This is a genomic window from Paenibacillus dendritiformis, from assembly GCF_945605565.1.
Classification (GTDB): domain Bacteria; phylum Bacillota; class Bacilli; order Paenibacillales; family Paenibacillaceae; genus Paenibacillus_B; species Paenibacillus_B dendritiformis_A.
The window spans coordinates 915,723-938,000 of sequence record NZ_OX216966.1; the positions used below are offsets into that span (position 1 = coordinate 915,723).

Sequence of the window (22,278 nt, forward strand, 5' to 3'; positions counted from 1 at the left end):
CATCGATTAGATTGCCTGATCAGGCAGTTACACCCTTAAGACAAGAGAGAGGAGCCGTTTGTGACACAACGAGATTATTTTTCCGCGTTCTCATCTGGCTCCGTTCTTGGATTCGGGGAGAAGCAGCGCGAGCAGACGCAGCGCTCCTCTCAGCCTGACCGGCTTCCGAGTCTTCCGGACATAACGGTAATCGGTCAATTCCACCCCTGCATCACGCCTCGCATAGGCGAAATCATCGTCCAGCATGAGCCGGTACTCCCACACTCGCTTTTCCCAAGAAGGAATCCGCGCCGCCATGAAGCTGTCTTCTACCCCCGGGTGGATATAGGTCTCGACGATGCCTTCCGGCAGATCGTACAGCTTGCCGATCAGCATCCGCTTGAAGCTGTCATAGGTTTCTCCTACTTCAATAAAATACGGGTGCGAGAGCAGGTAGTCGGGCAGGGGAACGCCCAGCGCATCGGCGAGGGCAACCACCTTCCGCAAGGTCTGGTGCGCCCCGGGGATGGAGGCGAGGAGCTGATCCCGCTCATCGATGCGCCGGAACAGCCGGAAGGGCAAGCCCCAGCGGGAGCAGCGCCACAGGACATAGGGCAGGAAGCTTCGGCCCGTGGCCATCCCGTACAGGCTCCCCATATGATTGTCGACATGAGAGATGTCGATGCCAGCTTGGCGGGCGGCCTCGTACTGGGCGTGCAGCTCTCTCTTCACGTCGGGAGCGCTCGCATTCTGTTCGAACGCTTCGACGGTGGCGTGCAAATAGCCGGACTCATCATGCAGGGACGGACCCCCGGTCAGACCGCTCCAGCGGTAGCCCTCGAATTCGCTGGTCAGCGTGAGGTGCAGGCCGACATTCCGCTGACCGGTCCGTCTGCACCATTCCGCCGCTTCCCCGAAGGCGGGAGCAGGGGGCATTATCGTAGCGGAGGAGACAGTGCGCTCCTCCAGCAGGTGAATGATGGCCTGATTAGCTGCCGGGCTCTGTCCGAAGTCGTCGCAATTGAGGATGAGTCGGGTTCGAATAGGGCGCTGAGTCATGATGAATGGTTCCTTTCAAAAGAATGGGGATGATCATTCGGCTTCACGGCCAAGGATAAGAGAAAGGCGACGGCCAGAAGGCAGAACGGGACGACGCTGATTAATACCCGGAACGTCCCTTCCGGGTTCGGTCCCGGGTTGTCACCGCTGACGTAGCCGAAGAGCAGGCCGACGACCCAGAACGAGAGGGCCGAGATGAGTCCGCTGGAGCGGGTGATGAAGCCGCCGACCGCCGTATAGACTCCTTCACGGCGCTGTCCCGTCTTCGCGAAATCCCGATCGATGATCTGGCTGCTCAGCACCGGCGGCGTGACGAGGAAGCCGGCCAAGCCGAACCCAACGATGATGCCGGCGGCGATGCCGCTGGCCAGACCGCTGCCGAACCAGAGCGGAATGACAGACAATCCGTAGACGGCGAGCGCCAGCCGCCAGCCGCGGACGCCGCCCAGCCGGTTCACGATCCAGTACCAGACCGCGACGAGCGGGATGACGGAGACGAAGACGGCTGCCAGCAGCAAGGATACCCGCGATTCGGGAATCATCAATACGTATTTTGCATAGAAGGGGATCATGGAGCTGACCAGGCCATTTACGGTCTGGGCGAACGAGTTGGCGATGTTGAAGATCCAGAATTCGCGATTCTTCAGCGTTTCGCGGAACGCTTCCTTCAGCGGGAGCTGCGGCTCCTGCTGAATATTCATATTTTCCTTGACGGAGCCCATGCATAGCAGCATGAATACGGCGAAGAGAAGGGCGTAGACCAGGGACATATAGCCGAAGCCCATTATGGCGAACAGAATCGGAGTCAGGGCGGAGCCGATCAGGATAGCGACGATCTGGAAGCCTTGCTGAATTGCGGAGGCCTTGGCCCGGAGGCGTTCCCCCCGGAACAGCTCCGGGAACAGCGCCCCATAGTTGACCCAGATGACGGTCGACACCGCTTCGAAGAGCAGGAGTGCGACGAGGAACCAGAGGAACAGGCTGTTCTGGTGCTGCGCCAAGCCTTGCGGCACGGCGAAGATCATGCAGAACGTCATCATGAACAGCGGGATCGAAGCCCAGATCCACGGCTTGCGCCGCCCGAACCGCGTTCGGGTGCGATCGGACCAATGGCCGAACAGCGGCTGGTTGACGGCATCCCAGACTAAATAGATCGTGCGGGCCAGCGTAGCCAGCCCGACGCCGAGTCCCAGCTTCTCGACGTAATAGTAGCTGTAGAAGGCGCTGAAGGCTTGTGTCGGCACCATCATCGCGAACATACCGAGCGCGTAGGACAGCGGGGAATTGAGCCACGTTCCGCGCATCAGGGGCTCCTCCGTTCTTGGGAACTGTCTGCCGTCTTATGGAACGTTCGCAGAACCGCTCCCATACGGCGTTGAATGAATCCGCTACTTACGTATGTATGCGGCCGGAGCGCGAATTAGAATGAGATTAAGCCTGCCGGGCGGCAGCCGCCGGGCCGCGGTTTCGCGGGCCGGCCTGCGAGCTCTTCCCCCGCTGTCACTGCTGCTGCAGTTTCGCAAATAATTGCTCCACTTTGTCTGTATCCGGTATGAACTCCTGCGTCAAATTTCTGAGATCCTGTTCGTTCTCGAATTGATCCAGGTCTTGGCCGTACCAGCTCTGCAATTGTTCTCTGGTGATGAGGTAGCTCTGGCCCTCGAGCTCCAGGTGGACTTGGTCGACATTCCGTACCAAGGCGAACAAAAAGGTAGCGTTGAAAATGACGGTCTCTCGAATATCGCTTTCGCTCATCGGAGAAGCTGCCTCATTGTACTGCACCGTGATACGGTAAGGCTTCTCAGCCGTGCTCAGCGAGAACTGCTTCACTCGGTCGCTCTGCGGCAGCATCCCCAGAATGCTGCCGATGGCGCTGTTATCGCCGACATAAGAATTTTTGTACTGGAAAATGTCTTTGTCTCCAGCTCCTCCGCTACGGCTGTTGGAGTCGCAACCCGCGAGCGCTAACAATAGGACAAATAAAAAAATCAAAGGTCTGCTCACTTTTTTCATCGATGATCCTCCCTGTTCGGTCTGCCCTCGATTTCGAAGGATGGCGTCATTCGAATTCCTTGTTCGTCTTCAGCAAAGTCAGAATATCTTTGGACGTGTAGCCTTTGGCAATGACAAGCACAATAATCCGATTAATTATAAATAATACTATCATTAGAAAAAATAGTAAAGAAAATGAATATAGCAAAAGCCGTTCCTTAACGAACAACAGGCAGATGATCGCGGTGTATGCCGCGATTCCCGCGGCAACCTGGCCAAAAATACGATTAATGTTGCCGGCGTATATATGTTGAATCATCCGATTTCCATATCCGAACTGTTTTAAGATGCCCATGTCTTTCTGCTGCACCTTTAAAAAGGAATGAAACGACAGCAGCACATGGGACGCGGTAATGATGAGAATAAGACTGGCCAGCGAGACGGACAACACAAGCGTATTGTTCATCGATTGGCTGAAATCGTCGAAAGCTTTGAACGTATAATTGGTATTATACCCCTTGTCGTTCACGAGCTCGGCAATCTTTTCGACTTGGGACAAATCCTCCACATAGATATACATCTTCCTCAGCGCTTGAATGCCGAAGGGATTGTCCTCGTCGTATTGCGTGACGAATTCGTCCCACGAGACGGAATACGCCGCCTCAATCATATCCTTGAACGTTGCGCTGCCGACGTACACGCTATCCAACTGTTCGTCATTATACAGGGAGAAGGGGTTGTTCTCGGCTACCCCGGTGTTGTGCGTGACGGTATAATCCGCGAAGCGGCTGCTGCTCAGGCCGTCTTCATGAATGTCAATCACGGGAATCCTCAAGGTGGCCGCGGGCCCCTTATCGGTCTGGCCGCAGGTTACCGCACGCTCCAGGCTGCAGTCTCCCAACAAGGCGGCGGCGTCCTCGTCCAGGCCGTAAATGAAGTGAGTATTTCCCTCGCTGTCCTGAATGCCGAAATTAAACTGATATTCTTTGAACAGACGGTACTTCGTCCCGGACCCCAGCGAAGAAATGTGATCGCGCAAAACAGGTTCATCGGCAAATTGCAAGGGCACGGCGTGCATGGCGTTCCCTCTGGCCGAAGTAATCTCGATCGTATGCGTATTATGATTCGCAATAAAATCTTTTTCCACTTGCAAGTACTGGTTAATGAAAAAGACAGACGCCGTTGATATTAACACGAGCGAGACGACAAAGAGTAAAATCGATATTTTCAGGTGCGAGCTGGATTTCTTCCGGATTAGACGAGAGATGTTTGCCGCTATTTGTTTATCGCTTTTCATCATGCAATCTCCCATGCTCCAACGTTAGATTGATGCTGGCATCAATGAGCCGGTTGTTTTCATGACTGACGATGATGACTAATTTCTGATGAAACACTGACATGATCGCTTCATAAATCGTTTTTTTATTGTGCAGATCCAGCTTGGACGTCGGTTCATCCATCAAAATAATATCGGGATCCGAGATGAGGATGGAGGCCAACTGGACTCGTTGTTTTTCTCCGCCCGAGAGCATCGATATTTTCCGGTCCGCCAGATCGAGGATATTGAACTGGGCCAACGTGCTCTCGGCAAGCGGCGTGAAGCCTGCGTCATCGCGGTTGCGCGCCCTATACTTAATATACATATTCTCTCTTGCCGTCAGATTCGAGAACAGCATTTCATCCTGGAACAGATATTCGATTTTTGTATTCGGCTGCATTTCCAGCCTGCCGGCATCCGCTTCAATATATCCCGCGATAATATTCAACAGGGTCGTCTTGCCGGAACCGCTCTCCCCTCTGATGATATAGATACGGCCAGCATGGAATTCGAAATCGATGGCGTCGAGCAGCAATTTGTCTCCGAACTGCTTGGATATGTTAATCAAACGCAGACTGCTCATTGGTCCCCCCTCGGCTTCAATGGAATGTGACCGATATGGCCTTGGCCGTAGACCGTAATCTGATGGTCCTCAATCGCAAAATCAATGATGTTGCTTACGGTTCCAATCACTTGCTTGGTGGCGGTATCGATGGCGTCGAGGGCGAGGTTGGCATTGCTGTCAGGATAGATTTGAATCAGGATGCCGTTCCCGGAATCGAAATAGTTGAGGGGCTGCTTCACAAAACGTTCCTCGTCGTTGTAAATATATTGATGATCCGACACCAGCAGGCGGCCATTCAAGGCATATAATTCGCTTGCTTCCAGATTCTCTCCGACGAGCTGCGGCTTGCTTGACAAGTCAGTGACGTCTAACGCATACAGGGAGTAAGCGTTGATGGCTTCCTCATAGGTGGTGTAGAACAGTTGCTGGCCGATGAGGACGCCCGAAGACACGAGCCCCGTTACATTTGAAAAGTCGGACAGCGTATTGTCCGGGTTCAACTGCGCGATAGAGCGCTTCGATTCCATACCATCATTGTCATAATAGCTCCGAATGAATAGATGCTTCCCGCCGTCCGTCGCCAGAGGGAACACGGCTTCGTTTTTCTCGTCTGCGAGGCGATGGACCTCTGTGATCTCCTTCCGGTCGACCGATAGAATGGCAAAGCCGTTCGTGAGGCTGTTGCCGGCGGTAAAGTAACGGTTCTTCGCCTCATTGAACTCATACTGGATGTAATTGACGATATTGGACTGCTGTTCAACGGTTTGGGCATCTACATTATAGGATAATAATTTCTGGGAATAGCGGTTATACAGGTAGATGCAATTCTCCGTTGAACCGCACTCCGGCAGCGCGATCCTGGGTGGAGCGTCTGCTATCGTGCCGGGGCTGCTTTTGCCGCAGCCCGTGGCCAAGGAACAAAGAATGAACAGGAATGCGAGCGTGAACTTTTTCATTTCTCCCCCTCATCGCAATGGTTGCCGTCTATTGTGACAAATAAAGAATCGACAGATGCGTCTGCCGATTCTTTATTTAATTGGATACGTTCTTCAATTATACGCCGGCGCTGATCTCGTATGTTTTCGGATCGCTTGAGAGCTTCACCTGTGCCTTGTTGGTCGTTACAATCGTTCCGCTCCGGTAGTCTTTCTTCGGTCCGATGACGATGTTCGAGCGCCAATCCGAGGATTTGGAGCCGTTGGAGTTCTCCCAATATTTTTCCTTCGTAGATATCGACTGCCATGACGAGCTGCCGCCGGCGCTGGCTCCGTCAGCGGATACGCCCATGCTGATGGAGGCGGAACTTCTTAGTGACGCGGTGCTCTTCCAAGAGGCTCTTACTCTTTGCACTGTTTTGGAGCCGCTATAGACCGCCGATACTTGCCAATCCCATTGATACGTGTTCCCGGAGGATGTCGGCGACGTACTTCTCCATACATTCGACGTTAATTTGCCTTGACCTCCCGGAATCGTTAACGGTTTGGACTGGGAATCAGCGAAGGATACCCCGGAAAATAAGGACAAGCTAAGAACAGGTACGGACAATAGTGCCAATAAGGATTTGTTTACTATCTTCTTAGTACGCATCACCAATGAGACCTCCATGAATAAAGTGATATATTTGAAAGCTGGCCAGCTAATCAAATCATACCGAAGCATGGATCGAACCTAAGCGATGATGAGATGGAATCGCTGCTGAAGTTAGGCAAGGGAGCATCAGTATCGGTTTATGCCGCACACGGAGTATGTCAGAATCGGAGCGTATGGAAGCTAAGACGCTTCCCCTATGTAATGTTTAAACTAGCGTCCATAAGAAATTGCTTATTATGCTGCGGCAAGACTGCATTCCGTCGTAATGGAACGCGGAATAAGAGTCCATTATGGGGAATTATTGGAAAACATGCACATCAATAACACTAGCATCAAACTCCACTTTTGTAAAGATTTATTTTTTGACGGCATGATATAATACACCCATAATCATTCCGCTCAGAGAGGTGAAGCGCATGACCGTAGAAGACATCATGAAGAAGCTGGAAGCGATGGGGTCGGAGCAGACGAAAAAAACGTTCCTCCGGCATGGGGCCCAGGAGCCGCTATTCGGCGTCAAGGTGGGGGACCTGAAGAAGCTGGTCAAAGATGTGAAGAAGGATCAAGCGCTCGCCCGAGCGTTGTACGAGACGGGCAACAGCGATGCGATGTATTTGGCCGGGCTGACGGTGAACCCGAAGACGATGGACAGGGAGACGCTGCAGGCTTGGGCGAAGCGGGCCAATTGGTATTTACTTGCGGAGTATACGGTAGCAGGCGTGGCGGCGGAGAGCCCGTATGCCCTTGAACTGGCCCGGGAATGGATGCAGTCCAGCGACGAGATGATCGCTGCTTGCGGCTGGAGCACGTACGCGAACTATATCTCGATTACGCAGGATGAAGACTTGGATCTGGAAGAGATCCGCCGGCTTCTGCAGCAGATTGCGGCAACGATTCATAGCGAGAAGAATCGGGTGCGCTATACGATGAACATGTTCGTGATCGTCATCGGATCTTATGTCCGGCCTCTGCACGAGGAGGCAGTCCAGGTGGCCGAGGCGATCGGGAAGGTCCAGGTTCATATGGGGCAGACCGCATGCAAGGTGCCGGATGCCGTGCCTTATATCGAGAAGACGGTCGCCGCCGGCAAGCTGGGGACCCGGAAGAAGACTTGTATTTGTTAAGGAGTGGACAGGATGGAAGCGACCGCACAGCAAGTGGCGGAATGGATGGTATCCGAGATTCAGGCGAAGGGAGTCGTCCATCAGAGCGATGTGATTGCGTATGTGCGCGCTCATTTCGGCGAAGCGTTCGTGTTCGTCAATGAGAGAGGCAATGCGTCGCTGGACAAGGAAGTGAAGAAGGCATTCCGGAAGCTGCACCGCGGCCGGATTGCCTGGGATCGGGACGGCTTCTGCTGGGGGTGGACATAATCGTGGCACAGGCAAAATATTACGTCGTATGGGCCGGTCATCGTCCAGGCATCTATGCAAGCTGGGCGGAATGCAAGGCGCAGACGGATAACTATAAAGATGCCAAGTACAAATCTTTTCCTTCCAAGGCCGCGGCGGAGCAGGCCTATCGGGACGGCTGGCAGAAGCATTGGGGCAAGAAGAAGGACGGGACAGGCTCGCCAGCCCGGGGAGGCGCGGCTTCCAGTGCCCCGCCGGCCGAGGTGGATTACGACAGCATCTCCGTCGATGTCGGCACGAGGGGCAATCCGGGGCCGGTGGAGTACCGGGGCGTGTCAACGCGGACGGGCGAGGTGTTGTTTGCCGTCGGTCCGATCCCGAACGGTACGAATAATCTGGGAGAGTTCCTGGCTATCGTCCACTCGCTGGCGTATTTGAAGCGGAAGGGCAGCAACCAGACGGTGTACAGCGACTCTCGAACCGCCATGAAATGGGTGCGGGAGAAGAAGGTGGCCACCACCCTGGAGCGCAACGAGTCTACGAAGGAGATCTGGAATCTCGTGGATCGGGCGCTTGGCTGGCTCCAGACGAACACCTATAACAACAAGGTGCTGAAATGGGACACGAAGGCATGGGGCGAGATTAAGGCCGATTACGGCCGGAAATAGGGAGAGCCGCCATGGCGGCAGAGTAATACGGGGGAGGAGTAAGCGAATGAGCGAACGCATTCCTTGCCGGACGGAAGGATGCTCGGCGACGATTCTGCCGGCGACGGCGGAGAAGACGGGCGGCATCTGCATGCCGTGCCACCAAGAGCTTCTCCGGCTTGAGCGCGAGGCGTATATCCGGGAGAACCGCAAGGATATTGACGTCTATGCAGGGATTACGGATCCGGTGGAAATATTGCGGCTGATGCATACGCCGCGGCCCTACAATCCATTGGAGCGGGTTCTTCCTTATGAGAAGAGCCGCGAGGAGATGTACGCCTCGCTGTCGAGCGGGGATATCGAGCGGCTGAAGGCGTATGCCGCTGCGTTGATCGAGGAGGATGAACTGGATACGGCGCAAGAGATTTTGACAGCGCTCGTCTGCTGGACGGAGGCGTCCATTGCGGACTGTCTCCCCTTGCTTATGCGCCGGCAGGAGTACCATCCGAGCATCCTCTATATGCATGCCTCCGCCGAGATTCGGGACGAGTTGATCCGTCAAGTGAATCTCGATGCGGAGAACCGCAACGCCATTCTTCTCGCTTTGGCCTGGATTGGCGACGACAAGGTTGTTGAGCTGTTCCGGGAATGGAAGGCTCACCCGCCGGAATGGGCGAAGGAGCTGTATATCGCGCCCGAAGCGTATGCACGGGAAGCGGGCTGGGAGCTGACGGCGGACGGTCAGCGGCGGAATTTGTACAATTCGGAGTGCTACCCGGTAGTATCGGGGATGCCGCCCGGGGAGGAAGGCGAAGCGGCGGCGATCCTGCAAAAAGCCGAGCAGCAGTGCCGGTGGTGCGGGAGCGAGTTGACCGTATTGTTCGATCTGGATATGACCCACCCGCTGTTGCAAGGTTTTGGCCTCCCGTGGAACAGACTGCGTATCGCCACCTGCATCAGCTGCACCTGTTACGGCTATATTTATACTGATGTCGATGCTGAAGGGCAGGTTCAGTGGAGTCCATGGAACCGGGAGCCCGACTATTGGGTGGAGCCGGATGAAGAGAGCCCCTTCGCGGAGACCACTCATTCGCTCGGCCTGTCCGCTTCGAAGCGAAGCGCCTTCCATGCGGCGAGTTGGACGCTGGAGGCGGCCTCCTCCCAGCTCGGGGGACATCCGACCTGGATCCAGGACGCCGACTACCCCGCCTGTCCAAGCTGCTCGGCCACGATGAAGTTCGTTGGGCAGCTGGACTGGGAAGACGTAGAGGAATACGGGGAAGGAATCTATTACGCCTTCATCTGCCCGGATTGCCGCATCGCCGCCACGACTTATCAGCAGACATAAGCTGCGGCGCCCCCGGAGTGGGCAGGCACCACCCGCCTAATATAGGCATATGCTACCCCATAATCGAAGGTGGGGGGATTAGGATTGGCTGAGAGTGAACGGAAGAAGCATCTGGCATGGCATGAGACAATGGAAATGCACGAGTTGACGGCGTTCCAGGCAAACCATCTGATGGCGTTCAAAATGATGCTGGATGACGTCAAGGATGCGAAGCTGCGCGGATTATATGAGGAAGCGATCTATGCAATGGAGAACAACTTGAAGGAGCTGCTTGGATATTACCCGATGGCCCCGGCATTTGTTCGTCATGTGGGGGACGGCGCGGATATGACCGGGTTCTACGCCGGGCATCTGCTCGCCTTCTGCAAGACGACGGTCCGGAGCTACGCCATCGGCATTACCGAGACGTCGACTCCGTCGCTGCGTCAGACGCTGAAGAAGCAGCTCAATGCCGCGATCGACCTGCATGCGAAGGTGTTCCATTATATGCTGGATCGCGGATATTATCCTTCATACGACCTGCCGAAGCTGCTGGAGAACGATATGAAGAACGCCAACAAGGCATTGTCAATGTGAACAGGATAGACGCATTAAGGCTCTTAATCCTCTTGCCGGGGAAAGGGCCTTTCACTATTTAGCGGGACTTGCTTCGGAACGGTACCGTTGTTTGACCTGGAATTGGCCAGGCCCGTTCATCGCAAATCTTTACTGTGTTTTGTGACCATTGTTGCTCAAGATTCGGTGAAGAGATATTATTATAAATATGATTGTGGACATTCAATGTGGAAAGTGAGCGAGTACAGATGGGGCGTAAATGGAATAACATTAAGGAAAAGAAAGCATCCAAGGATACTAACACGAGTCGTATATATGCCCGATTCGGCAGAGAGATTTATGTGGCTGCGAAGCAGGGGGAGCCGAATCCCGAATCCAATCAAGCCTTGAAGTTTGTAATAGAGCGCGCCAAAACATACAATGTGCCGAAAGCAATCATTGATCGTGCGGTTGAGAAGGCCAAAGGCGGCTCGGATGAAAATTATGATGAGCTTCGCTACGAAGGCTTCGGTCCGAATGGGACCATGGTGATTGTGGATGCCTTGACCAACAACGTGAACCGGACAGCGTCCGAGGTGCGTGCCGCATTCAACAAAAACGGCGGCAGCCTGGGTGTTAGCGGATCGGTCAATTATATGTTCGATCAGACGGCCGTCATTGGCTTGGAAGGCAAGACCGCCGAGGAAGTGCTGGAGATTCTGATGAATGCGGATCTGGATGTCCGCGACATCCTCGAAGAGGACGAGACGGTCATCATCTATGCAGAGCCCGATCAGTTCCATGCGGTCCAGAATGCGCTGCGCGAAGCGGGCACTGAAGAGTTTACTGTGGCGGAGCTGACGATGCTGCCTCAAACCTATGTGTCCCTTCCGGAAGACGTGCAGGGGCAATTTGACAAAATGATTGATGCGCTGGAAGATTTGGACGATGTGCAGCAGGTCTACCACAACGTCGATCAATAGAAGCTTGCCGCTGAAGGCGCGCTGAATGAATTGCATCTCTTAGAGGACAAGCCCGCCATGGATGGGTCATGTCTGAAGTGCACCCCTTAGAATAGACATTGGAACCCCCTTAGGTATCCAATGAATTCTAGGTGGTGCATTTTTATTTGAGCGCTCAACGGAAGAAGTGAAGTTCGATGCCGCACCCCAATCGATATTGAAAAACAATCCTTCGGAGCTTCCTGTCGAGATCGCACGGACGTGGGTTCGCCCGTAGAGGTTATCGATAATGACTACTAATGCCACCCTGTTTTTGGAGCGGAAATAATAGTTTTCGTACCCTTGCGTACCGATGAATGTCCCCTTTTGCAGATCATGATATTCCTCATGAACCAGATTGGCATTTTGATTGTCCTTGACCAATTCCAGAGCCTTCCCGATCCGGTCGATAAGAAGGAACACCGAAAACTCCGAGTGGTATGTTCAGTATATTATCGAGCAGCGGCGGAAGGCGGGGCTTCCGGAGCTCCATGGAGTAGACGAGGCCAGGCCGTGAGGAAAGCGTTCCTGGTTCGGCCGGCTGGCTGTGACCCATCGCGAGCCGTCAAATGGCCGGATAATGCAGACACCAAACGGGGCTGTCCCAGAAGTTTTATTTAGTTACAGTGCGACAGCCCCCTGATTCTCAAAGCTCAAATGGCCGAAAACTGCAAAAACTCCCATGACGTCTACGACGTCACCCCCCAGAATGAAAATAGGTAGATGTAAACTTTTAAAGTTACTGTAGATGGTAATCATGAGACTAACAAATCCAAGGACGACTGTATTATTGGGGTACGACCCTGTTGCAAAAACCGTTCAATTGCGATCGCGAGAACCGCCCAATGCACACCCAAGTGCGTGTATAAAATTTCTTTATTCAGATCGCATGATTTGTTAGTACACATGAAAGCAGGTGCAAGCATGGATGCCGTACGCGAATGCTGTTGCGGATTAGATGTCCATCAAAAAACGGTAGTTGCCTGTATCCTTTACGGGGATTTAGAATCCAAGCCCAAGAAAGTCATCGAAAGCTTTGGAACAACGACTACCGAACTACTCCGACTTCAAGATTGGCTTAACGCACATCAGTGTAAAGAAGTAGCCATGGAGAGCACAGGTGTGCTGTGGAAACCGGTATGGAATATTTTGGAGTCTAGCTGCCATTTAGTGTTGGCTAACGCTAAACAAATCAAGAATACACCAGGGCGTAAGACAGACAAGAAAGATGCGGAGTGGATTGCACAACTTCATCGTTGTGGTCTCATTCAACCAAGCGTGGTGTTGCCGCAGCATTTGCGGGATTTACGAGATCTAACGAGGTATCGTCTGAGAATCGTGGCGACCATTGCTTCTGAGAAGAATCGTATCCATAAAATTCTTCAAGACGGAAACATCAAGCTTACGAGTTTTATGAGCGATTTGTTCGGCGGTTCCGGGCGTCTGCTCCTGGAAAAGCTCATGGACGGAGAAGTACTCGTAGAAGATGACGTACGCGAACTCGTCAAAACCAAGCTAAAAACAAAAGTGCCTCAGTTAGTTGAAGCTCTGAATGGTCAGCTACGGCGACATCATCGTGTTATGATGCGTGCACACTGGAAGCACCTGCTGTTTGAGGAAGCACAACTGCAAGAAATTGAATCATTAATCGACGAACAGCTTGAGCCTTATCGAAAAGAGATTGAGTGTTTAGACAGCATTCCCGGAATTGACAAGTCTTGTGCTTCCGCTATATTTGCAGAAATGGGGCCGGATATCGCCACGCGTTTTCCCACGGTCGAGCAATTCACCTCATGGGCAGGGGTATCTCCAGGTAATAATGAGAGCGCGGGGGCGCAAGAAAAGCCGGAAATGCCTGCAAGGGAACAAGTATCTGAAACGCAGCATAACGCAAGCGGCATGGGCAAATTACAGGTCAAGGAATCGAATCGGGGAGCACTTTAGACGGATACGGAAACGACGAGGCGAGAAAACAGCAAGTGTGGCAACCGGACATCTCATAATTAAAATCATATATGCCATGATGAAAGAAGGAACGCCATACAAAGAAATAGACATGCAGGCACGCATGTCTAAACAAAGAACAGCTAATTTTTACGTAAAGAAACTCCAAGAGCTGGGCTTTGCACTTCAACTAACTGAAAACGAAACAAGCTAAATTTTGAAAATGATGTGATCATTTTCGGGGGGTGAGTCTTTTTTTGCTTTCTTAGAGTAATAATGGCCCGAAAAAGTTCTATTCATACATTTTGAAAGGACTGTCGTGCTTACTTCAACGTTTTTATTTTCGTATAAAATACAGCTTTCCCTTATGACATTGACTTCGTGACAGGAATTTCTGCAAAACCCAGACTGTTGAGAAAGTCCAAGGGATTTTTTGGCACTTCATTTTTTATGTGGTGGATCTCGTCTCTCAGTAGAAAAAATCGAGGTAAAACGCTATGGGTGCCAAGTTTTGAGTAGGAAATGGACAATCTCCACCCCTTAATAAAAACAGGGGTTTTCCAACGGCCTGAAAGCTGGACCATTTCCCTAGACACGCCTATTCGGTAAGCGAAATCCTGTGAAAATACAGCAATTCGATGTGGACGACTTTACCAGAAAGGGAATCCTGCAAAACTGCAGGAATTTCACCCGTTTTGCTTCGGCTTGAAGCAAAAGGGCCATAAATGATGTAGATTTGCAGCAATTCCTCGGGATGCGGACTCATTGAGCCGAAATTCCTGTAAAATAGCAGCAATTCCCTCCACACGTTCAAGCCTCGAGAGGCAACGATGCCTCCTGAAGGCAACGAGGCGATGATACCTCCTGGAGGCGATGATGCCCCCAGGATCCGAGCTGTCTCTTGGATCCCGTAAAATCAGGCCGTTGAGAATTCTGTGGGAATTTTCTCTACTTCCATTTTTTATATGGTGGATCTCGTCTCTCAGTAGAAAAAATCGACTTAAAACGCTTTGAGTGCCAAGTTTTGATTATGTAAATGGACATCTCCACCCCTTCGTAAAAAACAGGGGTTTTCCAACAGCCTGAAAACCGCATCAATTTCGGCAATTTGAAAGAGGTAGGAAGCAGAATCGGCGAGAATAATGTACTTTTGCAGGAATTGAATAAAATATCGGATCAAAGAGCGTAAATTGCTGCAGTGACGCAGGATTTCACTGGATTATCCATCTGACTTCATTACATTATGCGTCTGATTCACGGCGTCATTCATCTTCCGCCGCTTCCCCCGGCACTTTTTCTGCTTTTTTTCCTACAGCTTTCCCTACCACAACTAATGGGACAGCCTCGTTCCATTCAAGCGAGTTATACAAAACAGGCAGAGACGGATGTCTCTGCCTGTTCGCGTGAGATAACGCGGCTTAGGTGAACCGCTTCGCCAAGTCTTCGAACCGAAGCTGCGACGTGCTCTCCAGCACCAGGTCGGCGTGCGGGAACGCGGCCGGGCTTCCGATGGCCACCGCGAACATGCCCGCGGCCTTGATGGCGTCCACGCCCGCGACCGCATCCTCGACCCCGATGCAGTACTTCGGATCGGCGTTCAGCGCCGCTGCGCCGGTCAGGAAGATTTCCGGATCGGGCTTGTTGTTCTTCAATTTCGCGGCATCCACGATGACGTCGAACTGATCCGCGATGCCGAGGCGGCTGATGACCGCCAGCGCGTTTTTGCTGGCGGAGGCGAGCCCCATCTTCACGCCGTGCCGCTTAATATCGGCAATGAAATCCGCGATGCCGGGCAGCAGGTCGGCGGGCGTCACCTTGTCGATCAGCTCTTGGTACAGCTTGTTTTTCCGATCCGCCAGCTGATCCAGCTCCTCTTCCGTATAGGACGGCGGTGTTGGCGCTTGGCTGAGCAGGAGCTTCAAGGAATCCATGCGTGAGACACCTTTGAGATTCTCGTTGAATTCGCGGCTGAACGGGATTCCCAGCTCTTCGGCAATCGCATTCCAGGCCAAATAATGATACTCTGCTGTATCCGTAATGACGCCATCCAGATCGAACAGGACAGCCTGCAGCGAACTTGTCTGATTCATCGTTATCGCTCCTCCCATAGGTTCCGGTTTCTTCTTCGATGTCTTACTTGGCGCCAAGCGGACGGTGAACCGCCCCGGTGTTGTCCAGGCTTACCGGCTTGCCGTACAAGGCGATGTCCAGCTTGTCGCCTTCCAACAGCTCAAGCGTGACGCCATTGCCGGCGACGCGCACCGCGATCAGGCGTCCGCGGAACGTAAGGCGGAAGGCGTATTGCTCCCATGCTGCCGGCAGAACCGGCGCGAGCGACAGCCCGCTCTCCTTCAGGCGCATTCCGGCGAAGCCGTAGACGATCGACATCCATGTGCCGCCCATGTTGGCGAGATGCAAGCCGTCCTTCGTATTGCCGTGCGTATTGTCCAGATCGAGGCGCGCCGTCTCGATGAAGTAGTCGTATGCCTTGTCCACGTCGCCGATCTTGGCGGCCATAATGCTGAAGATGCAGGAGGACAAGGAAGAGTCATGCGTTGTGATCCGTTCATAATAATCGTAAGACCGGCGGATGGTGTCGAGATCCTGCTCATCCTCAAGCAGGAAATGCGCCAGCACCGTGTCCGCCTGCTTACAGACCTGATAGCGGTATATGGTCAGCGGATGATAATGAAGCAGGAGCGGGTACTTGTCCTTCGGCGTATTCTCGAAGTCCCAGACCGCCTTGCGCAGGAACGTATCATCCTGCGGGTTGATGCCCAGCTCTTCATCATACGGAAGCAGCATTGCCTCCGCGGCCTTCTCCCATGCCTCGATTTCCTCGGAAGTGACGCCGAGACGATCGCACAGCGCCTGCAGCCCCGCCGTATCGTAGGATTGCAGGATAGCACAGCTCTTGGCCGCCCATTTCAGGTTATGCTTGGCCATGACGTTCGTATAGTAGTTGTTGTTGACCAGACAGGTGTACTCGTCCGGACCGGTGACCTCGTCGATATGGAAGGCCCCTTGATGGTAATGCCCGATCTCCGCCCATAGGCGGGCCGTCTCGATGAGCACCTCGGCTCCATAGGACAACAGGAACTCGTTATCCAGCTCGGCCAGATAATATTGGATATAGCTGTAAGCGATATCGGCGCTAATATGGTACTGCGCGGTGCCTGCCGGGAAGAAGGACGAGCATTCCGTCCCTGCGATCGTGCGCCACGGGAACAGCGCGCCCCGGCGATGCCCCATCTCCCGGGCTCTCGCTCTCGCCTGATCCAGAATCGAATAGCGGTACAGCAGCAGCTGCTTCGCAATCTCCGGCTGGTTCATGAGGAAGATCGGGAACATATAAATTTCCGTATCCCAGAAATAATGGCCTTCGTAGCCTTCTCCGCTCAAGCCTTTGGCCGAGATATTGCTGTGCCGGTCCCGTCCCGCCGATTGAAGCAGCTGGAACAGATTGAAGCGGATGCCTTCCTGCAGCTTGTCATCCTTCTCGATGACGATGTCTGCCGACTTCCAGAAATTCTCCATATAATGCGCTTGCTCCGCAAGCAGTTCGTCGAACGACAGCGCCGCAAGCTGATCTTGAAGCGCGATGCCTTGCTTCACCAGACCGTCCCCATGGCGCAGCGTGTCGGTATAGATGCTGTATTTGGTGAAGCTTACCGGACCGGATACATCGGCCGTTGCCGTATAGACAACCTGGCCGGATGCGGCTTCCCAAGCTTCCTTCGCCTCGCCATCGAAGCGGTGGCAGGCCACGCAGGCCGCCTGCAGCGAGGACGTCATCGTCTCGTCCACGACATAGCCGTACGAGCCCTCGGTTCCGAAGTCCGCTACGGTCAGACGCTTGGCATGGCCTGCGCCGACGCGGGGATCATTCGGGTTGGTGTAGTTGGTCACATTGCCGTTGACCGTCGAGACAATCTTGATGCCGCCCGTGAAGTTGACCGGTTCAATCAAGATGTTGATGGCGAACAGTTCCCTGCGGATGAACGATACCAATCGGCGGAACGTCAGCTTCAACTCCTTGCCCGATGGCGAGGTCCAGCGCACCGTGCGTTCGGCATACCCCTTGTCCAGATGAAGGCGGCGTTCGAAGGCCGTCACTCGGCCTTGATCGAGGCGGAACGGCTCTTCCTCCTCGCCGACATAAATCTGGATAGTCTGAGCGTCGATGAGATTGACCAGCTTTTGCTGCGTATCCGGGAAGGCGAAGAGCTTCTCCCCGTAAGGAATATCGATAACATCGTGAAAAGCGTTCAAATAGGTGCCGCGAATCGTCGGCATGGCTTCCCCGTAGCCTTCTTCGAAGTTGCCCCGCACGCCCAAGTAACCGTTGCCAAGAGCAAAGATACTTTCCATATTGAGCAGTGCGTCCGATGTCAAATCACGGTTGGAAATTGTCCAGGTCATGGTTGCGCAGCCTCCCTTGTGTGATTATGATTTGAATTTTAGTTCGTAAAAGAATAAGATTATACTAAAATATTCAGATTATTATCAATATTTTTAGGTGAATGGAGAGAGATGCGTGAACAAGTCGTATCATGCCGGAGATCGGCCGAGTTTCTTGTCGTCCCGCATGCAATACTTGCGGGATAATTATGTTCATCCTCCGTTCGATTATGAACAAGAATTGCTGGAGGCGATCCGGTTCGGCGACGAGAACAAGGCGCTCGATATGCTGAACCGCATCAACAAGCTGGAAGGCGCGGTGCTGGCTACCTATCCGCTGCGCTCCAGGAAGAATGCGCTGATTGCTTCCTGCACGCTGTTCACCCGGGCGATTATTAAGGGCGGCGTGGATGCGGAGACCGCCTTTCAGCTTAGCGATACGCTGATTTTGGAGATCGAGCGGATGAGCGACGTCGAGCGGCTCAACCTGTTCGAATACGAAATGCTGATGCAGTTCATCGCCACGATCCGGCGGGAGAAGGAAGTGCTGCCCTATTCGCATATTGTCAATCTATCGGTGCATTATATTCGGGAGCATATTTTCCAGGATCTTGCCTTGAAAGGGATCGCGGACCATATAGGCGTGCATCCGAGTTATTTGTCGGATCGCTTCAAGCGCGAGACCGGCATGTCCATTACTTCGTTCATTCACGCGAAGAAGGTGGAGGAATCGAAGCATCTGCTCATTTATACGAATCAGTCCATTTCCGAAATCGCTTTCCTGTTCAAGTTCTGCAGCCAAAGTTATTATACACAGATCTTCAAAAAATTTACGGGCATGACGCCGAGGGAGTTCCGCAGGGACAATTCCGGCAAGTAAACCTGAAAAAAGTAGGAATCAGCTATGAACAAACTGAAGCAGAAAATATTGCATTGGAGCCTCGAGAAGAAATTAATCGCGGCATTTTCCTGTTTTATTATCGTCCCGCTGTTGCTGATCGGCGGCATTGTATCCTGGGTATATGTGGACAATAACCGAAATACGATGCTGGATGCCGCGGTCGAGAACAACCGGCAGATTATGAACAATATCGACACGTCAATGCAGCCTCTGCTGCGCTTGTCCATGTTTCCGCTGCAGGAATCGACCATATACCAGATTATGCGCAAGGAATACAGCATGATGCCTTATCCGATGCTGGAACGCGGACGGGACTTCGACACGGTGAACGGTCTGATCCTCAATGGCATGATGCTGTACTCCGATCTGATCGATTCGGCTATCATTTACCATGGCAATGACCATATCATTATTGGCCGCAGCAACAGTCAATACTTGAACATGTCTTACCTGGACAAGGAATTCATCCACGAGCCGTTCGTGCAGAGGATTAGAGAGGAGCACGGAGGATATGTTCCTATCGGGATTCACCAGGAACGGCTGCTGTCGCCGCATGGCCAGCCCGTCGTGTCTGTCGGGAGAGCCATTCGTGATCCATATACAAAAAAAGACCTGGGATTCATCCTGCTGAATATATCCGTCGACAAGCTGAAGACGCTATGGAGAGATTCCTCCATGACGGAGAATACGAATTTTTATTTGATCGACGAGGACAACCGCATTATATACAGTAAGGATCCGAACGGGATGAAGACGCTATGGAGAGATTCCTCCATGACGGAGAATACGAATTTTTATTTGATCGACGAGGACAACCGCATTATATACAGTAAGGATCCGAACGGGATCGGCCAGCCGGCTTCCAAGATTCTCGGGGAACCGTTCCAGGAGCTGCCTGGCGAAACGCTGACTCAAGAGAAGAAGGATACGTACCTGATATCCTCCTCCTCCAAGCTGTCGAACTGGAAGGCGGTTACCGTCATTCCGAAGCATGAGCTGTTCTCGATCGTCTATCTGATGGTCGCGATTATGGCGGTCAGCCTGATCCTGCTGCTGGTGCTGTCCATCCTGATCTCGGCACAGATTGCGACCATGATCATGAAGCCGCTTTCGGACTTGAACAGCAAGATGAAGCTGGTCTCCCAGGGCCAGCTCAATGTGCAATTCGACAAGCAGTATGGCGAGATCGGCATTATCAGCAATACGGTCGATAATATGCTGAAGGAGATAAGGGGCTTGATTGCGCGGATTTACCGCGAGGAAGAAGAGAAGCGGGATTTGGAAATGATCGCCCTTCAATCTCAGATCCGCCCGCATTTTATTTATAATACACTGAACGTGATTAAGTGGATGGCCAAGATCCAGGGGGCCACGGGAATCGAAGAAGCGCTTCATGCGTTCTCGTCCGTCATCAAATTCACCGTAAAGACGAGCGGCAACTATGTCACGATTGCCGATGAAGTGGAATTCATCCGGAATTATACGAACATTCTCGATTACCGTTATATGAACAAATTCGATGTGACCTATGAGATCGATCCTGGCGTCCTCTCCTGTAAAACCTTGAAATTCTTGCTCCAGCCATTGGTGGAGAACGCGGTATTCCACGGATTTACCGGAATCGACTACAAAGGCAGCCTGATTATTTCGATACAAGAAGATAAGGAACGAAATGAGCTGGTCATGCAGGTAACGGACAACGGGCGCGGCTTACCGGAAGAAGGACAAGAATCGCGGACGGAAGAAGATAGCCCGCGCGATCCGTTCACTTCTATTGGCATTGCGAACGTGCGAAGCCGCATCGAGCTTCATTTCGGAACGGAGTACGGCTTATGGATTACAGACCGGGAGCAGGGCGGGACCGTCGCGACGATCCGGGTTCCGGTTATCAACGAAGAAACGGCAGGGTGATATCGATGCGATTGCTAATTGTAGATGACGAGCCGCTTGTCCGAATCGGGATTAAATCGGCGATCGATTGGGATAAGCAGGGCGTGGACATTGTCGGGGAAGCGGGCGATGGCGAAGAAGCGCTCGAGATGATGAGGGCCCATGCGCCGGATGTGGTGCTTCTGGACATCAAAATGCCGAAGATGGACGGCCTTGAAGTGCTGAAAGCGATGAAGGAGAGACATATCCCGGCCAAGGTCATTATTTTGAGCAGCTTCGATGATATTTCGTATGTGAAGCAGGCGCTGAAGCTGGGGGCGGTCGATTATTTCCACAAGCCGGACATTAACGAGCGCGAGCTCGTCTCCATGCTGACGGCCATCAGGGAGCAGAACGCCGCGAACGGTACGGAAGCAGCTGTGCCCGAAGCCGGGAGTTCCACCCGCCAGGCCGATCAGGCCTTGATAGACGCGCTGCATGGCCATCCGCACAGTATGTCGGCGACGGGGCTGCGCGAAGGGAATCTGTACGTGGTGCTGTTCGCCGTCAAGGACTATGACAAGGTCATCCGGAGGTACACCGCAGACACGGAATCGGTGCTCCCCAATACGATCCGGAACATCGTCTCCGAGCTGCTATCCAAGGAGAAGGAGATCGAATATTTGCAGCTGGATCAGCGGCTCAGCGCCGTCTTCATCAGCAACAGCGAGCTGAAAAGCTTGCTGGCCTCATTGACCCGGGTCAATGAGAAGGTTCAAATGATCGGATCCGCCCTCAAGCGGTTCGTCAATATCGATCTGGTGTTCGGCATAAGCGACTGGTTCGCCGATTTCAGCGGGATACCGAACGGCTACGCGCAGGCGGAGGAGGCGCTCTCGCGAAGCTTCTATCACCCGAATGCTTCGATCTTCTATTATCAGCATCTGAAGCGGCCGAGCGAGGATGCCGTGGAGCGGGCCGACGCGTATGTCTCGGAGATGAAGGCGGCTCTAAGAGAAGAGGCGGATCAGACCTTCATGAGCTTGCTGACGCGCTGGGAGGGGCATCTCCGTCAAGAGGAATGCCTGGACGAGAAGGAAGTGCGCAAAATCTATGAAGGCCTGCTGTTCATGATGGGGGGAGACGGCAATGAGATCGATTCCCCGGATGGCGACGGCAGTGCCGCTGATTTGGAGAACTTCGAACAACTGTCCGCGTACTACCGGGCGATCTTCATGAAGCGCGTGCAGGACAGGGAGCGGGAAGATAGAGGCTACAGTCAACTGACGCGGAATATCATTCACTATACGCATGAGCACTATCAAGAGCGGTTATCCTTGAAGATGCTGGGCGAACTGTTCCATGTCAGCCCGAATTATGTCAGCAGATTGTTCAAGCAGGAAGTAGGAAGAGGGCTGTTCGACTATATCAATGAGCTTCGGATCGAGAAAGCCAAAGCCCTGCTCAAGGACTACCGTTATAAAATTTATGATATTGCGGAAATGGTCGGCTTCAATAATCAAGCCCATTTCTCCATTGTTTTTCAAAAATATACGGGCCTGTCCCCGATGCAATATCGCAAGGAAAAAGTGTGATTATAGAAAAAAAAGCACAAAAATTTATAAAAATGATTTTTTCGGTACAGTATAAAAAAAAGAAAAGGGCCCAGTTGGCCGATATTTTGAAATTAATCATTATTTGATTAATTTTTTTTGTACCCATTTCATCTTATGCTGAAGTAGCAAGGGAAAGTCCAACATACTACATGGGGGGTACCG

General features: G+C 52.7%; 22 protein-coding genes. 11 read left to right on the forward strand and 11 right to left on the reverse strand.

Annotated features, from left to right (window positions below; translation table 11 throughout):
• Positions 1–90: 90 nt before the first annotated feature.
• The 7 genes from NNL35_RS04070 to NNL35_RS04100 all read right to left on the reverse strand — a co-directional run bounded on the left by NNL35_RS04070 (position 91) and on the right by NNL35_RS04100 (position 6,200).
• Positions 91–1,038 carry a polysaccharide deacetylase family protein gene (locus tag NNL35_RS04070; RefSeq protein WP_006678589.1) on the reverse strand — a complete coding sequence of 316 codons (948 nt, stop codon included), beginning with the start codon at positions 1,036–1,038 and terminating at the stop codon, positions 91–93.
• Entirely contained in the window at positions 1,035–2,342 is a 1,308-nt protein-coding gene (locus NNL35_RS04075) for an MFS transporter (RefSeq protein ID WP_006678590.1), read from the reverse strand. Before NNL35_RS04075 ends, NNL35_RS04070 begins: the two co-directional genes overlap by 4 nt.
• A gap of 196 nt (positions 2,343–2,538) precedes the next feature.
• Positions 2,539–3,051, reverse strand: coding sequence for a DUF4825 domain-containing protein (locus NNL35_RS04080; RefSeq protein ID WP_006678591.1), 513 nt, complete (start codon positions 3,049–3,051; stop codon positions 2,539–2,541).
• Positions 3,052–3,097: 46 nt separating this feature from the next.
• Complete coding sequence (locus tag NNL35_RS04085) at positions 3,098–4,327, reverse strand: hypothetical protein (RefSeq protein WP_006678592.1); 1,230 nt, start codon at positions 4,325–4,327, stop codon at positions 3,098–3,100.
• Complete coding sequence (locus NNL35_RS04090; protein WP_006678593.1) at positions 4,314–4,931, reverse strand: ABC transporter ATP-binding protein; 618 nt, start codon at positions 4,929–4,931, stop codon at positions 4,314–4,316. Before NNL35_RS04090 ends, NNL35_RS04085 begins: the two co-directional genes overlap by 14 nt.
• Complete coding sequence (locus tag NNL35_RS04095) at positions 4,928–5,869, reverse strand: hypothetical protein (protein WP_006678594.1); 942 nt, start codon at positions 5,867–5,869, stop codon at positions 4,928–4,930. Before NNL35_RS04095 ends, NNL35_RS04090 begins: the two co-directional genes overlap by 4 nt.
• A 97-nt stretch (positions 5,870–5,966) precedes the next feature.
• A complete protein-coding gene (locus NNL35_RS04100; RefSeq protein ID WP_254552938.1) occupies positions 5,967–6,200 on the reverse strand; it encodes a hypothetical protein in 234 nt (77 codons plus the stop codon).
• A 719-nt stretch (positions 6,201–6,919) separates the two neighbouring features.
• On the opposite strand from NNL35_RS04100, the gene NNL35_RS04105 reads away from it, so the two are divergent.
• The 6 genes from NNL35_RS04105 (at position 6,920) to NNL35_RS04130 (ending at position 11,367) form a co-directional block, all read left to right on the forward strand.
• Entirely contained in the window at positions 6,920–7,627 is a 708-nt protein-coding gene (locus NNL35_RS04105) for a DNA alkylation repair protein (RefSeq protein WP_006678596.1), read from the forward strand.
• Between the two features lie 12 nt (positions 7,628–7,639).
• Positions 7,640–7,876, forward strand: a complete 237-nt coding sequence (locus tag NNL35_RS04110) for a DUF6953 family protein (protein WP_006678597.1) — start codon at positions 7,640–7,642, stop codon at positions 7,874–7,876.
• Positions 7,877–7,878: 2 nt separating this feature from the next.
• Positions 7,879–8,523, forward strand: a complete 645-nt coding sequence (rnhA, locus tag NNL35_RS04115) for a ribonuclease H (protein WP_006678598.1) — start codon at positions 7,879–7,881, stop codon at positions 8,521–8,523.
• A 46-nt stretch (positions 8,524–8,569) separates the two neighbouring features.
• Positions 8,570–9,850, forward strand: coding sequence for a hypothetical protein (locus NNL35_RS04120; protein WP_006678599.1), 1,281 nt, complete (start codon positions 8,570–8,572; stop codon positions 9,848–9,850).
• 129 nt (positions 9,851–9,979) lie between these two features.
• Entirely contained in the window at positions 9,980–10,426 is a 447-nt protein-coding gene (locus tag NNL35_RS04125; protein ID WP_050979474.1) for a spore coat protein, read from the forward strand.
• 227 nt (positions 10,427–10,653) lie between these two features.
• A complete protein-coding gene (locus NNL35_RS04130; protein ID WP_006678601.1) occupies positions 10,654–11,367 on the forward strand; it encodes a YebC/PmpR family DNA-binding transcriptional regulator in 714 nt (237 codons plus the stop codon).
• Positions 11,368–11,433: 66 nt separating this feature from the next.
• Here the strand turns inward: NNL35_RS04130 and NNL35_RS04135 are convergent, their stop codons facing one another.
• Positions 11,434–11,769 (reverse strand): DUF6054 family protein, encoded by a 336-nt coding sequence (locus tag NNL35_RS04135; protein WP_202947084.1) that lies wholly within the window; start codon positions 11,767–11,769, stop codon positions 11,434–11,436.
• 540 nt (positions 11,770–12,309) lie between these two features.
• Between NNL35_RS04135 and NNL35_RS04140 the strand changes: the two genes are divergently transcribed.
• Together NNL35_RS04140 and NNL35_RS04145 are read left to right on the forward strand one after the other, a co-directional pair.
• Positions 12,310–13,329 carry an IS110 family RNA-guided transposase gene (locus NNL35_RS04140; RefSeq protein WP_254552939.1) on the forward strand — a complete coding sequence of 340 codons (1,020 nt, stop codon included), beginning with the start codon at positions 12,310–12,312 and terminating at the stop codon, positions 13,327–13,329.
• Positions 13,330–13,366: 37 nt separating this feature from the next.
• Positions 13,367–13,543: a hypothetical protein gene (locus NNL35_RS04145; RefSeq protein WP_254552940.1), complete on the forward strand. Its 177-nt coding sequence runs from the start codon at positions 13,367–13,369 to the stop codon at positions 13,541–13,543.
• Positions 13,544–13,927: 384 nt separating this feature from the next.
• Here NNL35_RS04145 and NNL35_RS04150 read toward each other — a convergent pair whose 3' ends face one another.
• The 3 genes from NNL35_RS04150 to NNL35_RS04160 all read right to left on the reverse strand — a co-directional run bounded on the left by NNL35_RS04150 (position 13,928) and on the right by NNL35_RS04160 (position 17,751).
• Positions 13,928–14,095 (reverse strand): hypothetical protein, encoded by a 168-nt coding sequence (locus NNL35_RS04150; RefSeq protein ID WP_254552942.1) that lies wholly within the window; start codon positions 14,093–14,095, stop codon positions 13,928–13,930.
• Positions 14,096–14,747: 652 nt separating this feature from the next.
• On the reverse strand, positions 14,748–15,419 hold the full coding sequence (pgmB, locus tag NNL35_RS04155; protein ID WP_006678701.1) for a beta-phosphoglucomutase: 672 nt from the start codon (positions 15,417–15,419) through the stop codon (positions 14,748–14,750).
• Between the two features lie 43 nt (positions 15,420–15,462).
• Complete coding sequence (locus NNL35_RS04160; protein ID WP_006678700.1) at positions 15,463–17,751, reverse strand: glycoside hydrolase family 65 protein; 2,289 nt, start codon at positions 17,749–17,751, stop codon at positions 15,463–15,465.
• A 166-nt stretch (positions 17,752–17,917) separates the two neighbouring features.
• Between NNL35_RS04160 and NNL35_RS04165 the strand changes: the two genes are divergently transcribed.
• The 3 genes from NNL35_RS04165 to NNL35_RS04175 are packed head-to-tail and all read left to right on the forward strand — an operon-like array spanning position 17,918 to position 22,095.
• Complete coding sequence (locus NNL35_RS04165; RefSeq protein ID WP_050979477.1) at positions 17,918–18,610, forward strand: helix-turn-helix domain-containing protein; 693 nt, start codon at positions 17,918–17,920, stop codon at positions 18,608–18,610.
• A gap of 24 nt (positions 18,611–18,634) precedes the next feature.
• Entirely contained in the window at positions 18,635–20,542 is a 1,908-nt protein-coding gene (locus tag NNL35_RS04170) for a sensor histidine kinase (RefSeq protein ID WP_254552944.1), read from the forward strand.
• A gap of 5 nt (positions 20,543–20,547) precedes the next feature.
• Positions 20,548–22,095: a response regulator gene (locus NNL35_RS04175; RefSeq protein WP_254552946.1), complete on the forward strand. Its 1,548-nt coding sequence runs from the start codon at positions 20,548–20,550 to the stop codon at positions 22,093–22,095.
• Positions 22,096–22,278: the final 183 nt, after the last annotated feature.